Origin of the sequence: Levyella massiliensis (genome assembly GCF_000308275.2) — a bacterium.
Taxonomy (GTDB): Bacteria; Bacillota; Clostridia; order Tissierellales; family Peptoniphilaceae; genus Murdochiella; species Murdochiella massiliensis_A.
The window spans coordinates 646,208-660,722 of sequence record NZ_HG529490.1 but is presented as its reverse complement, the minus strand read 5'-3'; the positions used below and the strand labels follow the sequence as shown (position 1 = coordinate 660,722).

The window sequence follows — 14,515 nt, the reverse complement described above, 5'->3', positions numbered from 1 at the left end:
CTATTTTATAGTTAGCCATAACTAACTGTCAGAATATTACATAACTTTTGGACACATTCATAAAAGATGTGTTCTTGCAGGGAGGAGAATATGGTTTTGGAAAAACATAAGCCACGTATTTTTTGGAAAACCGTAGCAATGGTGATGGCTTTAGCGTTATTTATTGTCTCTATAGGAACGGAAAAAACTTTTGCTGCGGAGGAAAAGAATACTTTCGAAGTACCCGTTAAATTGATGCACGCCTATGAAAAGAGTCAACCATCCATGGGGAATCCGGCGATGCGTCAAACTGCTGTTATTACGGAAACCAAAGATGGAGCAGATATTGAACTGCAATTTACGGCTTTAGACTTTATGAACATGCATGGCCATTTATTGAAGCTATATGCTTGGGATGGAGAACCGGCTCCCGAACGCAACGCTACTTGCAAGGACACCAAGGTGATAACAGAGGAAAAAGACGTAGGGTTGGATGGGAAGCAGATGGTTTTCCCCTCGAAGATTGTAATTCATCGCTCATTGCTGCGAGAAAAAGAATTTTATGTGCGTGTGCGTGTGGATGCTATGGACAGTATCGCCGGTGGTGACGGCAAGGGAGAGCAAAACGCCCGTTTGGTCTTTGATTATTCCAAGGCTCCGGCTGTGCCGGCAGGAGCAAAGATCGCCCAAGCAGCACCAGATGCGAAAGCGCCTCAGGAAGAAAAACATACAACGATTGGCAAAAACTATGATCTTTCCAAGTTAAAAGATGGCAATTACACCGTAAAGATCGATTTATGGCATATGCATGAGGATCGCCCCTCCATGGGGAACGGCTCCATGAATCATCTGGCGTTATTAAAAGTCAAAAACGGAAAAGTCGAATGCCAATTCACTGTACATCCCATGGGTGTCAGCGGGATTGTTGCCTCTCTGATTACCTTTCAATATCCGGATGAACAGGGCAAGTTAGCCTTTGCAGAGGCGGTGGAGAAAAAACTGGAGGGTGGGAAGGCCAGCAAATTTAGCTTTCCTCTCTATAAGGGTGAAGAATTCATGCACTGCATGGTTGATCCGAATGTTGCCGCCATGGGAAATAAACCGGTGGATGCACGGTTTCGCTTCTATTGGGATACGCTGAAGAAAGTGAGCGACACATTCGTTCTTGAAGGCAGCACAGAAACCTCTTATGGCGATGTCTACACTCCGTCGGTGGATCAAACGGACAAAGCATCCGGCATCCGTCTCTTGGCTGATGAGCGTGTGTTGGCAAGCGGCGTCGTATTAAAAGTAGAGGAAGTAAAAGACGGTGCGGTATTCCAAAAGGCGGCGGATTTTGGCAAAAAGCAGGGCCTCAGCTTAAAACTGTACAAAATCGATTTAGTAGACGAGAAGGGTAGTCCGTTGAAGCCAGTGCGCCAGATTCGCATGCAGTTCCCGCTGCCGAAGAATGCGAAAGCGGAAAAATGCCAAATTATAAATTTTGCGGAAGACGGCACGCCAAATCCTCTGCAAGCAAAGAATGTAGAAGGAAAAATGGAAATTGTTACGGCAACCGACGGCTATTACGCTGTTGCTACACCGCAATCTGCTGCTATTCCGGCATGGGCATTTCTTGGAGCGTCCATTGTATTCTTACTTGTTGTAATCGCACTGATTATGCGACAGAAAAAAGAAGGCAAAAAGAGTGTAGCTGCGCTTGCACTGTTACTTATCGTCGGACTAAGCACACAACTGCTCTTTCTACCTGTAACCGGTCATGCTGCTGCGGCAGCACCTGAAAATGGAGCGTATATTACGCGAATTTTCGGCTCCTATCTCAACCCTGAAACGGGGAAGACGGAGGATGGCGGCACTCAAAACGCGGCCATCGGCGAAGGAATGGTGGATGGCGTTGTTACACCGTCCGATCCTGCTGGCGGTATTAACAGCGTGTTTCATAAACCGGCGCCGGGAGAAGAAAAATATGCCGACGCTCTTATCGAAAAACGCTTAGATGGCAAGATGTTTGCGACGATTCGCTTATATCTCATGAACTTCATCAACTTTAGCGAAAAGGACGGCCCGTTTTTCAAAGTTCAACAAAAGGACGGTACATACCAAAAAACGCCATATCAAATCACCAAAAGTCAAATGCAAGGGGTCGATGGGATCAATTATAGCGATTTCCGCTTTGAGGTACCGGCTGAGAAATTCAACTGCTCCATTGAAATGTTTGTTAATCCCATGGGGCGCGCTGTGAAGTATTTTGTTATTTCGACGGGAGAACTCCAGAAAGGCAATAAGGACTTCAATGACTACTTCGTCCAAGATGACACCTATTATTTAAAGAAAAAGCAACAAGAAAAGATGCTTTTGATTGGCGGGGGCGTGGCCGTAGTTGCCATTATTGCGGCAGTTTGGATCGTAAAAAAAAACAAAACTAAAAAACAGATCCTGAGCGCTTTTCTGCTTCTATTGCTGGCGACTTCTCTTAGCGCCTGCGCCGGCAAAGGTCCGGTTTATTCGGAACGTCAGCTTCCGGAAATCGGAAAAGGCATTAAAGTACCGGAAGAGTATTTAAAGGACGAAACCGACCTGAATGCCGTCAATAAAGATAAAAAATCAGAACCCGAAGGGCAGGAACGCGTAGTTTGCACCTCGGTTGCTTTATGCGAAATGATGAATCGCCTGGACGTTCACTTAGTCGGCCGTCCGTCAACGAAATTGCATCGCATGCCGCCGCGCTACGATAATACTGTGCAGATTGGCATGCCCATGAATCCGAACATGGAAGTCATCTATTCGCTAAAACCCACGGTAGTCTATTGCCCGGATACATTGCAGGACTGGTTGAAGGAAGGCTTTGAAAAGCACCATCTGCCCATCTCCTTTGTGGATCTTCGCAGCGTGGAAGGACTCTATCGCTCCGTGGAAACAATCGGTAAGCGCTTTGGAAAAAGCGAAAATGTGCAGAAATTGCTGAAAGAATACCATGATTTTTTAGCCAAGTACCAGGAAGCCACAAAGGGCATGAAAAAGCCTCGCGTTTTGCTTTTGATGGGATTACCCGGATCGTATGTTGTGGCAACCCCACGTTCCTACGTGGGAAGCCTGTTAGCAATGTCCGGCGCCGAAAATATTTTTGAAGGCGATGGTAAATCCGAATTCATGAATTTAAGCACGGAAGAAATGTTGGCGCGGGACCCGGATATTATCTTGCGAACCGTTCACGCCATGCCAGAAGTCGTGAATGAAATGTTTCGCAAAGAGTTTGCGGAAAATACCATCTGGAAGAATTTTCGTGCGGTAAAAAACGGCAACGTCTATGACTTGGACGCGGGGAGCTTTGGTATGAGCGCGAACTTTGAGTATCCAAAGGGGCTGGAACAATTGCGGAAAATTTATACTCAATATAACGAGAAAGGCGTTTCGCATGAAAACGACAGCAGCCATTGATGCGACTTCTCGACACGATGGTAGACGCAGCGCTTTTTTTATCAAACTGCTGGTATTGTCGGTTGCGTTTGTTGCCCTTTTGGTGTTTTCAGCCATTTTTGGAAGCCTGAAAGTGGGAGTCGTGCAGTTCCTTACCGGTCTTTTCAATGGCAAGGACGATCTCGTAAATGCCATCATCGATCTTCGCTTTCCGCGTATTTTGATCTCTGCCTTGGCAGGTGCGGCCTTAGCTTGCTCCGGATGTCTTTTACAGGCATGCCTTAAGAATCCGTTGGCGGACCCGGGCATTATCGGCGTTTCGGGTGGCGCTCAATTTATGGATTTGCTGGTCGGCATGCTGTTACCGCAGCTATTCTTTGCCAAGCCGCTGTTTTCGTTTTTAGGCGGTGCGTTAGGCTTCGGACTCGTCTACGTTTTATCGGTTAGAGATGGTTTGAAACCGCTTCGCATCATCTTAACGGGCATAGCGATCAATGCAATGTTTTTAGGCTTGGTATCAGGTCTGAAGTACTTTACGGGGCAATTGATGGGGGCAGCACCTGGGTTAAGCCTTGTGAATATCAATATGAAGGGCTGGCAGGACGTTGGCTTTCTGTTGACCTATATTCCGGCTGGCCTTGTTGCGGCATTTCTTTGCGCGCGCTTGTGTGATCTCTTGTTGTTAGAGGAAAAAACCGTATCCGGCTTGGGAGTACGTGTTGGCAGAATACGTTTTATTGTATCCATAATCGCCGTATTTTTGGCTTCGATCGCTTCTTCTATTGTCGGGATTATTTCCTTCTTGGCTCTGATTGTGCCTCATTTGGCGCGGACGCTCGTAGGAAATGCACATCGCAGATTGCTGCCCTTTGCTTCTCTGCTGGGGGCATTTATCTTTTTGTTTTTCGATACGCTGGGAAGAACAGTGTTTGCCCCGGTCGAAGTGCCGGCATCCATCTTCATGATGGTAATTGGCGGCCCGGTTTTCATTCTGCTCTTTCGAAAGGGGGATCGCATTGGCTATGGGAAATAAGGATCTTCTTTTTAAAGTGCAGCATATGGATTTTGCCTATCCGGAAGCGCCTCTGCTTTTCAAGGATTTTTCTTTGGCACTGCCGAAAGGTGAGGTGATCGCCATAGTTGGACAAAACGGATGCGGTAAGAGCAGCTTACTGAATCTTTTAGCGAAAAATCTGCACCCGAGCAACGGAGCCATAGTATTGGAAAATCGTTCGTTGGACACCTTCAACAAGCGAGAATTTGCGAAACAGGTGGGCATGGTGCATCAACAAAACCATGCACCTTCGGATTTGCTGGTTGAGGAATTGGTTTCCTATGGACGAACTCCCCATAAATCACTCTTTACTTCTCGTCTGTCCGCGAAGGACTGGGAAGTTATCGATCGCGTCCTGCAATGGACAGGTGTAGAGGATCTGAGAAAACGCCCGATTGGCACACTTTCGTACGGGCAACTGCAACGCGTCTGGATAGCCATGTCTTTGGCACAGGAAACGAAGATTCTCTTCTTAGATGAACCGACAAATTTTTTGGATATTCGTTTTCAAATTGAAATTCTGAAACTGGTGCGTTGGCTCAATCGCGAACAGGACATGAGCATCATCATGGTGCTGCATGATATCAATCAGGCCACGGCCTTCAGTGACCGCATCGTAGCCTTGAAAGCGGGAGAACTGCTCTTTAACGATGCGGTACAAGAATTCTTACAACCTAGCATTTTACGTGAGGTTTATGACATAGACCTTGAGATAGTTCATACAGGTCAGGTCGATCTGGTAAAGACGGTCTGACAGGGCGAGTCCATATGGATTCAATGTATTGAAAGGAGATCTTCGATGGATAATAAGCGCAAAGGCATAAATATCCAAACGTGGACGAGAAAGGGACTGAGCTTTTTAATGGCCCTTCTTCTTTGCGTAACGACGGTCTTCTCCGTACCGACGGTAAGTTTTGCCGCGGAGGGAGAGGGAACGGCGCAGACGGCAACCGAAGAACAAACTTCGCCATCCGAAGGAACATCTGTCGTTTTCAAGAGAAATTCTGAGGATAGTGAAAATCCGGAGTCTGCAACAGAGAATGAAGTGGAGGCGAACGATGCAGAGATTGAGAGCGCAGGAAATGCGTTAAAGAATTCCGTTTCTGCTTTGCAGAATCCACAGCCTGCCGGCTTAGCAGACGGCCTATACAAAGTGCCATTGAAACTGAAGCACGCTTACGATGGAGAAAGACTTTCCATGGGCAACGGTGCTGTAATTCAGACGGCAACCATGGATGTGAAAAACGGTAAAGCTACGCTGTATATGCAAATGCGCGGTTTACACTTCATGGGAATGTATGGTCATCTTTATAAGTTGTTCCAGTGGAGAAGTGACGGAAACGGCGGCGATCCATATAGCTTTCAAGGCAAAAAAGAACCTGTGCAAGTGATTCGCACGGGCAAAGACAGCAGCCTTATGGGCGAATTAATGGAATTTCCTGAAATTCTCAAGCTCACGGACTGTGACGTGACAAAACCCTATGTACCGGTTTGTGTCTGGGTAGACGCTATGGACGCCATACAATCCGGGGGTGCCACCTCTTATGACCAGATCAGACAGGGCGCCGGCGAACAGAGTGCGAAATTAACACCGGATTGGAGTAAGGCGGAAGAATTAGCAGCAGGAACCGATTTAGAAGCGGTACTGTTGCAATCTGGAATAAAACAGTATGTGCATGATGCATCTCGGGATGCAGCGAAATACAGCGCAAAGAGCTATGCGCCGTACAAAAAGGCGCTGGATACTCTGGACAGCTTAGCTTCCGGTGAACTTCAGGATGCGAACACACTGTTTAACGCGCTGCAGGATTTTAAAGCGGCCAGACACAACTTAGTCGATGCCAAGAAGGCGGATCTTAAAGATCTATTGGATCAGGCGAAACAATTAAATGCGAAGGACTATACAAAGGAGAGCTGGGACGCCCTGCAAAAGGCGGTAAAGGATGCATCGAAGACCTTCAACAAAGCCATGGCGAACGAGGCAGAGATTAAAAACGCAGAAAATGCGTTAAAGAATGCCATTGCCGCTTTGCAGAAGACGCAGCCTGCCGGCTTAGCAGACGGCCTATACAAGGTGCCATTGAAACTGAAGCACGCGTACGATGGAGAAAGACTTTCCATGGGTAACGGTGCTGTAATTCAGACGGCAACCATGGATGTGAAAAACGGTAAAGCCACGCTGTATATGCAAATGCGCGGTTTACACTTCTTGGGAATGTATGGTCATCTTTATAAGTTGTTCCAGTGGAGAAGTGATGGAATCGGCGCCAATCCGTATAGCTTTAAAGGCAAAAAAGAACCTGTGCCGGTGATTCGCATGGGCAAAGATAGCAACCTTTTGGACGAATTAATGGAATTTCCTGAAATTCTCAAGCTGACGGACTGTGACGTAACAAAACCCTATGTACCGGTTTGCGTCTGGGTAGACGCCATGGACGCTTTACAATCAGCGGATACTTCCTCTTATGACAAGATCAAACACGGCGCCGGCGAACAGAATGCGAAATTAACACCGGATTGGAGCAAGGCGGAAAAATTAGCAGCAGGAACCGATTTAGAAGCGGTGCTGTTGCAAGCCGGGATAAAACAGTATGTGCATGATGCATCTCGTGATGCAGCGAAATACAGCGCAAAGAGCTATGCGCCGTACAAAAAGGCGTTGGATACTCTGGACAGCTTAGCTTCCGGTGAACTTCAGGATGCGAACACACTGTTTAACGCGCTGCAGGATTTTAAAGCGGCCCGACACAACTTAGTCGATGCCAAGAAGGCGGATCTCAAAGATCTGTTGGATCAGGCGAAACAATTAAATGCTAAGGACTATACAAAGGAGAGCTGGGACGCTCTGCAAAAGGCGGTAAAGGATGCGTCGAAGACCTACTACAAAGAAAAGGCAAACGATGCAGAGATTAAGAACGCAGAAAATGCGTTAAAGAATGCCATTGCCGCTTTGCAGAAAAAGGAAGATCCGCAAAAAGCCCAAGCGTTAAAAGCGCTACAAGAACAATTGGCGAAAATCCGCGCTTTAAAGGAATCGGACTATACGCCGGAGTCCTGGAAACCATTGGCGATGCAAAAAGAGGCAGCAGAAGCATTATTAAAGAAGCAAGATGCTACGACAGAAGAGTTGCATCAGCAGGTGAAAGCCCTAAAAGCTGCTGTTGACGGTTTAAAAAAAGCTGCACCAAAACAGATGCCAATGGTAGATTCTAAGGATCAAGCACCGAAGGTGTGGAAGAAGAACGAAACAAAATCCTTTACTTGCCGTATTATAGCCCCCATGATGAACTTAAAGAGTGTCAAAGTGGACGGTAATGAGCTTGCGAAGGAAAACTATTCGGTCACCGAAGGCAGTACCATCATTACTTTAAAAGAGTCATATCTGAACTCTTTAGCCGCCGGTAAGCATACCTTGACGGTAGCCTTCAAAGAAGGCAACGGTTTCGCAGCAGGAACGGTCGAACAGACCTTTGAGGTAAAAGAAGCTCAACCGGCGCCGAACCCGGATCAACCAAAGCCGAATCCGAACCCGGATCAACCAAAGCCGAATCCGAACCCGGATCAGCCGACGCCGAATCCGAACCCGACGCCAAACCCAGGTGATTCAAAGCCGCAGCGTACAGAAATCTATTATGAGGTTCCTGTGGAGCTGATGCATGCCTATGAGAAGAAGCATTCCATGGGAAATCCGGCTTTAGTGCATATGGCGAAAGTATTTGTAACAAAAGATGGATTATCCTATGAATTGGAATTTACCGGCATGGCGTTTATGGGCATGTACGGTCACCTATGGAATCTCTACTATCGCAACGAACCATGCGGCGCGGAAGAATGGACACCGGCGGTTGTCTTGGAAGAGAAAAAGGACAAGGATTTAGAAAACAAGATGCGTAAATTCCCGTCCAAGTTCCGCTTAAATTGTACGGGAGAAGCGCAGAAGAACCTGCCGAATCTGAAAACAAAGAGCCGCATTCACGTAAAGGTTTGGGTAGACGCAATGGATGCGCTGAACAATGGCGCTAAGACCTATGACAAGATTGTTAAGGGCTCCGGAGCACAGAAAGCCTATTTGGAGTTTGATTGGAGCAAGGCGGTAAAACACGAATCGACGCAACCTGCACCGACGCCGAATCCGAACCCGGATCAACCAAAGCCGAATCCGAACCCGGATCAGCCAAAGCCGAATCCGAACCCGGATCAGCCGGCCCCGAATCCTTCAACACCGAAACAGAAGCCAATGTTAGATTCTAAGGGTCAAGCACCGAAGGTATGGAAGAAGAACGAAACAAAATCCTTTACTTGCCGTATTATAGCCCCCATGATGAACTTAAAGAGTGTCAAAGTGGACGGTAATGAGCTTGCGAAGGAAAACTATTCGGTCACCGAAGGCAGTACCATTATTACTTTAAAAGAGTCGTATTTGAACTCTTTGGCGGCCGGTAAGCACACCTTGGCGGTAGCCTTCAAAGAAGGCAATGGTTATGCAGCAGGAATGGTCGAACAGGCCTTTGAGGTAAAAGAAGCGCAACCGGCGCCGAACCCGGATCAACCAAAACCGAATCCGAACCCGGATCAACCAAAGCCGAATCCGAACCCGGATCAGCCGACGCCGAATCCGAACCCGGATCAGCCGACGCCGAATCCGAACCCGACGCCAAACCCAGGTGATTCAAAGCCGCAGCGGACAGAAATCTATTATGAGGTTCCTGTGGAGCTGATGCATGCCTATGAGAAGAAGCATTCCATGGGAAATCCGGCTTTAGTGCATATGGCGAAAGTATTTGTAACAAAAGATGGATTATCCTATGAATTGGAATTTACCGGCATGGCGTTTATGGGCATGTACGGTCACCTATGGAATCTCTACTATCGCAACGAACCATGCGGCGCGGAAGAATGGACACCGGCGGTTGTCTTGGAAGAGAAAAAGGACAAGGATTTAGAAAACAAGATGCGTAAATTCCCGTCCAAGTTCCGCTTAAATTGTACGGGAGAAGCGCAGAAGAACCTGCCGAATCTGAAAACAAAGAGCCGCATTCACGTAAAGGTTTGGGTAGACGCAATGGATGCGCTGAACAATGGCGCTAAGACCTATGACAAGATTGTTAAGGGCTCCGGAGCACAGAAAGCCTATTTGGAGTTTGATTGGAGCAAGGCGGTAAAACACGAATCGACGCAACCGGCACCGACGCCGAATCCGAACCCGGATCAACCAAAGCCGAATCCGAACCCGGATCAGCCAAAGCCGAATCCGAATCCGGTTCAGCCGACGCCGAATCCGAATCCGGATCAGCCGAAACCGAATCCGAACCCGACGCCAAACCAAGGCAATACGGAGCAGCGCGGTTCGGGAACCTCCCATGGCACGCAGTCAAAACCTCAGGGCAACACTAAGGGGCAAAGCAACATTACAAGCAAGATTTATAATGTGCCCGTAAAACTTATGCATGCGTACGAAAATCGTCCATCGATGGGCAATCCGGCGCTGGTAAAAACGGCGCGTGTCATTTGTCAATCAAACGGCAAAACGCAAGTGCTTCTTTCCATCAACGGCATGGAGTTTATGAATATGTACGGCCACGTCTGGAATTTCTTCCATTATGTCGGAGGCAACCCGGTGGCGGCACAAGTCATGAAATGGCACAACGACAAGAACCTGATCGGAAAACTGCAGAAGTTCCCTTATCAGTTCAGCCTGTTGCGCAGTGGAAAAGAAAGTCGGATTAAAGTGCGTGTGTGGGTGGATGCGATGGATGCTCTGAAGAATGGAGCAAAAACGTATGATAAAATCCAACCGGGCTCCGGCGCACAGGACGCGTATCTTGTTCTCGACTGGTCAAACGCCACGTTGATTCAAGAAACGCATAGCGCACAGATTGCGGGAGGGAAAGAAAGTTCGCAATCGGCACCGGTTGATACTTCGGATTCCTCCCATATCACTCTTGCAGCAGCGGTTCTCATCGGCGGTATCGGTATCTTGGGACTGATGTATTACTTCAAGAACAGAAAGAAAGCGTAACAGCCTGATGGGCTAATAAACGCTATATTACAGGAGGGAAGCCACGAAACGGCATGAAAAATGCGGATTCGCGGCTTCTTTTCCTATTTTTTGGTATTATAAATGATGCTTTTAGGAGGGAATGATGAAACGATTTCGCCTTTTTTGGCTGCTTTTAGGAATGGTAACGCTCGTTTTGGGCACTATCGGTATTTTCCTGCCGTTATTGCCAACCGTTCCGTTTTATTTGGCAACGGTCTTTTGCTTTGCACGAAGCTCGGATCGACTTCATGACTGGTTTTTGCAGACTTCTTTATATGCGAGTACCGTCGGTACGTATAAAAAGCGGGGCGGAATGACATGCGGTATGAAAGCCCGCGTTCTGCTATTGGTCAGTGTGTTGTTTGGCATGGCCATCTTTTTCATGAGAAAGCACTGGATTCCTTGCGGCATCGTTTCGGTGGTTTGGTTGGCGCACATCTATGTTTTTTTGTTTCGCATCAAAACACTGAAATCGTCAGAATTGAAAAGGGAGGAGAAATGATAAAAAAAGAATTGCTGGCCTTGGTGCCGCAGGCAAAGAGGTATATTGCGCTGACAATACTCTGCCAGTGGCTCCAGTTAGTATCGCAGATTGCCGTGGTGTTTTCTCTGTCTGCTTTTTTGCAAGCGCAGCTCTTCGAACAGGATCCGAGCGTTCTGGCTATGTGTCTTCCGGCGTTTGCTACCGCTGTCGTGTTGCGCTATGTCGGACAAAAAGGCCAGAGCCTTTTTTCCTATCGCGCCAGTGCGGATGTGAAAAAAGTATTGCGCGAAAAGTTATTTCAAAAATTGCTGCGTCTGGGACCAACCTATACGGCGCATGTATCCACGGCGGAAGTGGTGCAGCTTTCCACAGAGGGCGTGGATCAGATGGAGAGCTATTTTGGTGGTTATTTACCGCAGCTTTTTTATGCTCTTTTGGCACCGATAACGCTCTTTGCCGTACTGGCACCTCGTTATTTTAAAGCGAGTGTTGTCCTTTTGCTCTGCGTGCCTCTGATTCCGCTCTCTATCGTTGCTGTGCAGAAAATCGCCAAACGTATTTTGGCAAAATATTGGAATTCTTATACCGGCATGGGAGATCACTTTCTTGAGAATCTGGAAGGCATGACCACCTTGAAAGTGTACGGCGCAGATGCCGAAAAAGCAGAGGAAATGGATGTCGAAGCGGAAGACTTTCGTATCGCTACAATGCGTGTTCTTACGATGCAGCTTAATTCCATTAGCGTGATGGATCTTGTTGCTTACGGCGGAGCTGCTATCGGTATGTTTTTTACCTGCCATGCGTTTTTGAATCATACCATTAATTTTTCCACTGCATTGAGCGTGGTACTGCTTGCCAGCGAATTTTTCCTGCCTTTGCGCTTATTGGGTTCTTTTTTTCATATTGCGATGAATGGGATGGCGGCCGCCGATAAGGTTATGCGCATTTTATCGCTCGAAGAGCCAAAAGACGGAACCGAGCCATTTCCGGACGGACAGGCGCAGCTCTCCATCAAGAATCTGTACTTTTCCTATCATGAAAATGAGCCGGTGCTGCAAGACATTCGCTTGACTTTCCCGGAGAAGGGGCTGGTTGCGATCGTCGGAGGATCCGGCTGCGGAAAATCAACGTTAGCAAATATTATAGCCGGTAAGTATCGCAACTATGCGGGAAACATACTATTCTCCAGACAAGAAGCTAAGAATATCAAAGCACGTAGCTTGCATCAGGCGATCGTCCGTGTTGGCATGGACAGTCATCTTTTTAAGGGCACAGTAAAACAGAATTTGCGTATGGGAAATTTGAAGGCAACTGAAGAAGATATGAAGCTGGCTCTTGCGGCGGTGAAGCTGCAAGATGAAATACAATCTTCCGGCGGTCTCGATGCGGCCATTGCTGAACGCGGCAGCAATCTTTCCGGAGGGCAAAGGCAGCGGCTGGTATTGGCACGTGCGCTTCTGAAGCCTGCGAAATTCTACATTTTTGATGAAGTGACCAGCAATATTGATATGGAAAGTGAAGCCGTCATCATGGAGCAAATTTATGCGTTAGCCAAGGAAAAACCGGTGCTGTTAATTTCCCATCGCTTAGCCAACGTGGTTTTGGCAGAACAAATTTATTTGCTGAGTAAGGGAGAAATCGTACAACAGGGGACGCATGAGACGTTGATGCAAGAGAAAGGGCTATATCGCGACCTCTATGAAAAGCAGGAGAGCTTGGAGCAATTCGGATGGGAGGATCATGATGAAGACAGATAAAGCTATTCAACGACGCAGCAGCATTGCGATAATGCGCCGCATGGTCGGACTGATTCGATCCCTTTTACCCATCATGATTTTGGCCATTCTTTTTGGCGTAGCGGGTTTTCTCTGCGCGATATCTCTTACGGTTTTAGCGACTCAAGCACTTTTACGCGTCTTGATGGAGATGCATATCGTGGAGGGAATGCCAGGACTTCTTCAACCTCTATCATTTTCCACCCTGCTTGGCGTTATGCTTGTATTTGCAGTGTTGCGCGGTATTTTGCACTATGTAGAGCAATATTGCAACCATTTCATTGCCTTTAAAACCTTGGCGCTTATTCGCCACAAGGTTTTTGCCGCCTTGCGCCTTTTGTGCCCCGCAAAACTCGAAGGCAAGGAACGCGGTAATCTTATCTCTGTTTTGACCAACGATATTGAGCTTTTGGAGGTGTTTTACGCCCATACGATTTCGCCCATTGCTATTTGTCTTGTTGTTTGCCTCTTTCTTTTGGCATTTTTCTGGCAATACCATTGGTCTGTAGCCATGCTTGCCCTGCTCTCTTATCTTGTCGTTGGGGTATGGATTCCGCTAAGGAATGGCAAGAGAGGCGCCGAGGCAGGTCTTTCTTTCCGCCAAAAAGCAGGCGATATGAATAGCTTGGTATTGGAATCCTTACGTGGGCTCGAAGATATTATCGCTTTTGATAAGGGGGAAGAACGCACAAAGCGAATCATTGAAGAATCGGATGCACTGTCGCGCGACGCTAAGAAACTGGCGGATAATGGCGGCACTCAGCGTGCCTTCACTTCTCTTATCATTCTTTTGGCGACCTTTGCGAACCTTCTTCTCACCACCTGGCTTTATCGCCAGGGGCAGGTTAGCGTCGGTACCGTTGTAATTACCACAGTTGCATTGATGGGTTCTTTCGGTCCTACGGTCGCCTTATCGAACCTCTCCAATAATCTGACGTTAACACTGGCTTCCGGCGAGCGCGTACTGCGGTTATTGGAAGAAAAGCCGGAAGTGGAAGAAGTGCCGGGCGGTGGCGATGTAGACGTATCTTTTGAAGGCATGGCCGCGGAAGAGATCACCTTCAGTTACGGAGCGCGTCAGATTCTGGAAGATTTTTCTCTGTCGATTCCCCCCAAACAGATTTTGGGCATTCATGGACCGAGCGGATGTGGGAAATCTACATTGCTAAAGCTGTTGATGCGTTTCTGGGATGTACAAAAGGGGCGCATCACTTTAAATAAGGTGGATCTGAGAAAGGTGCCCGGTGCATCGCTTCGAAAAACGCAGAGCTACATCAGTCAGGACACACACCTCTTTAAAGCCACCATTGGCGAAAACATCGCCCTGGCAAAGCGAAATGCCACTTCGGAAGAGATTTCGGAAGCGGCAAAGAAGGCCTCTCTTCATGATTTCATCATGAGCCTGCCAAGGGGGTACGATACACCTCTTGCCGAATTAGGAGAAGGGCTCTCCGGCGGACAGCGACAGCGTCTGGGCCTGGCGCGTGCCTTTTTGCAGGATGGGGATTTGATTCTTCTGGATGAACCGACTTCCAATTTGGACGCCTTAAATGAGGGATTAATTCTAAAAACACTCAAGGAAGAAGCTACGTCAAAAACGCTGGTGTTGGTTTCCCATCGGGAATCGACGTTGCGCATTGCCGACACGCGTGTGCAGATGAAATCGTAGCGCAGTGTTAAGTCACTTCTATCATAGAAAACTTAACACTTGCATTTTTTAAAGGCGCCGATTACTCTTAGGTATAGCCTTTATAAAGGGCAGATTT

The 14,515-nt window shown here is 47.6% G+C and carries 7 protein-coding genes; all 7 read left to right on the top strand.

Annotated features, from left to right (window positions below; genetic code table 11):
• Positions 1–90 precede the first annotated feature (90 nt).
• The 7 genes from isdE to BN98_RS03015 all read left to right on the top strand — a co-directional run bounded on the left by isdE (position 91) and on the right by BN98_RS03015 (position 14,418).
• On the top strand, positions 91–3,417 hold the full coding sequence (gene isdE, locus BN98_RS08130) for a heme ABC transporter substrate-binding protein IsdE (RefSeq protein WP_019189796.1): 3,327 nt from the start codon (positions 91–93) through the stop codon (positions 3,415–3,417).
• A complete protein-coding gene (locus BN98_RS03040) occupies positions 3,395–4,429 on the top strand; it encodes a FecCD family ABC transporter permease (protein ID WP_019189797.1) in 1,035 nt (344 codons plus the stop codon). The genes isdE and BN98_RS03040 overlap by 23 nt, the downstream gene beginning before the upstream one ends.
• Entirely contained in the window at positions 4,419–5,204 is a 786-nt protein-coding gene (locus BN98_RS03035) for an ABC transporter ATP-binding protein (protein ID WP_019189798.1), read from the top strand. Before BN98_RS03040 ends, BN98_RS03035 begins: the two co-directional genes overlap by 11 nt.
• 45 nt (positions 5,205–5,249) lie before the next feature.
• Entirely contained in the window at positions 5,250–10,469 is a 5,220-nt protein-coding gene (locus BN98_RS07840) for a X2-like carbohydrate binding domain-containing protein (protein ID WP_052332290.1), read from the top strand.
• A 124-nt stretch (positions 10,470–10,593) separates the two neighbouring features.
• On the top strand, positions 10,594–10,992 hold the full coding sequence (locus tag BN98_RS03025) for a YbaN family protein (protein ID WP_019189800.1): 399 nt from the start codon (positions 10,594–10,596) through the stop codon (positions 10,990–10,992).
• Complete coding sequence (locus tag BN98_RS03020) at positions 10,989–12,731, top strand: ABC transporter ATP-binding protein/permease (RefSeq protein ID WP_019189801.1); 1,743 nt, start codon at positions 10,989–10,991, stop codon at positions 12,729–12,731. Before BN98_RS03025 ends, BN98_RS03020 begins: the two co-directional genes overlap by 4 nt.
• Entirely contained in the window at positions 12,715–14,418 is a 1,704-nt protein-coding gene (locus BN98_RS03015; protein WP_040942517.1) for an amino acid ABC transporter ATP-binding/permease protein, read from the top strand. Before BN98_RS03020 ends, BN98_RS03015 begins: the two co-directional genes overlap by 17 nt.
• Positions 14,419–14,515 lie beyond the last annotated feature (97 nt).

What these genes read in the sequence shown, in the direction of transcription:
- isdE (WP_019189796.1), top strand. Translation starts at nt 91, where the DNA reads ATGGTTTTGGAAAAACATAAGCCACGTATTTTTTGGAAAACCGTAGCA.
- BN98_RS03040 (WP_019189797.1), top strand. Translation starts at nt 3,395, where the DNA reads ATGAAAACGACAGCAGCCATTGATGCGACTTCTCGACACGATGGTAGA.
- BN98_RS03035 (WP_019189798.1), top strand. Translation starts at nt 4,419, where the DNA reads ATGGGAAATAAGGATCTTCTTTTTAAAGTGCAGCATATGGATTTTGCC.
- BN98_RS07840 (WP_052332290.1), top strand. Translation starts at nt 5,250, where the DNA reads ATGGATAATAAGCGCAAAGGCATAAATATCCAAACGTGGACGAGAAAG.
- BN98_RS03025 (WP_019189800.1), top strand. Translation starts at nt 10,594, where the DNA reads ATGAAACGATTTCGCCTTTTTTGGCTGCTTTTAGGAATGGTAACGCTC.
- BN98_RS03020 (WP_019189801.1), top strand. Translation starts at nt 10,989, where the DNA reads ATGATAAAAAAAGAATTGCTGGCCTTGGTGCCGCAGGCAAAGAGGTAT.
- BN98_RS03015 (WP_040942517.1), top strand. Translation starts at nt 12,715, where the DNA reads ATGATGAAGACAGATAAAGCTATTCAACGACGCAGCAGCATTGCGATA.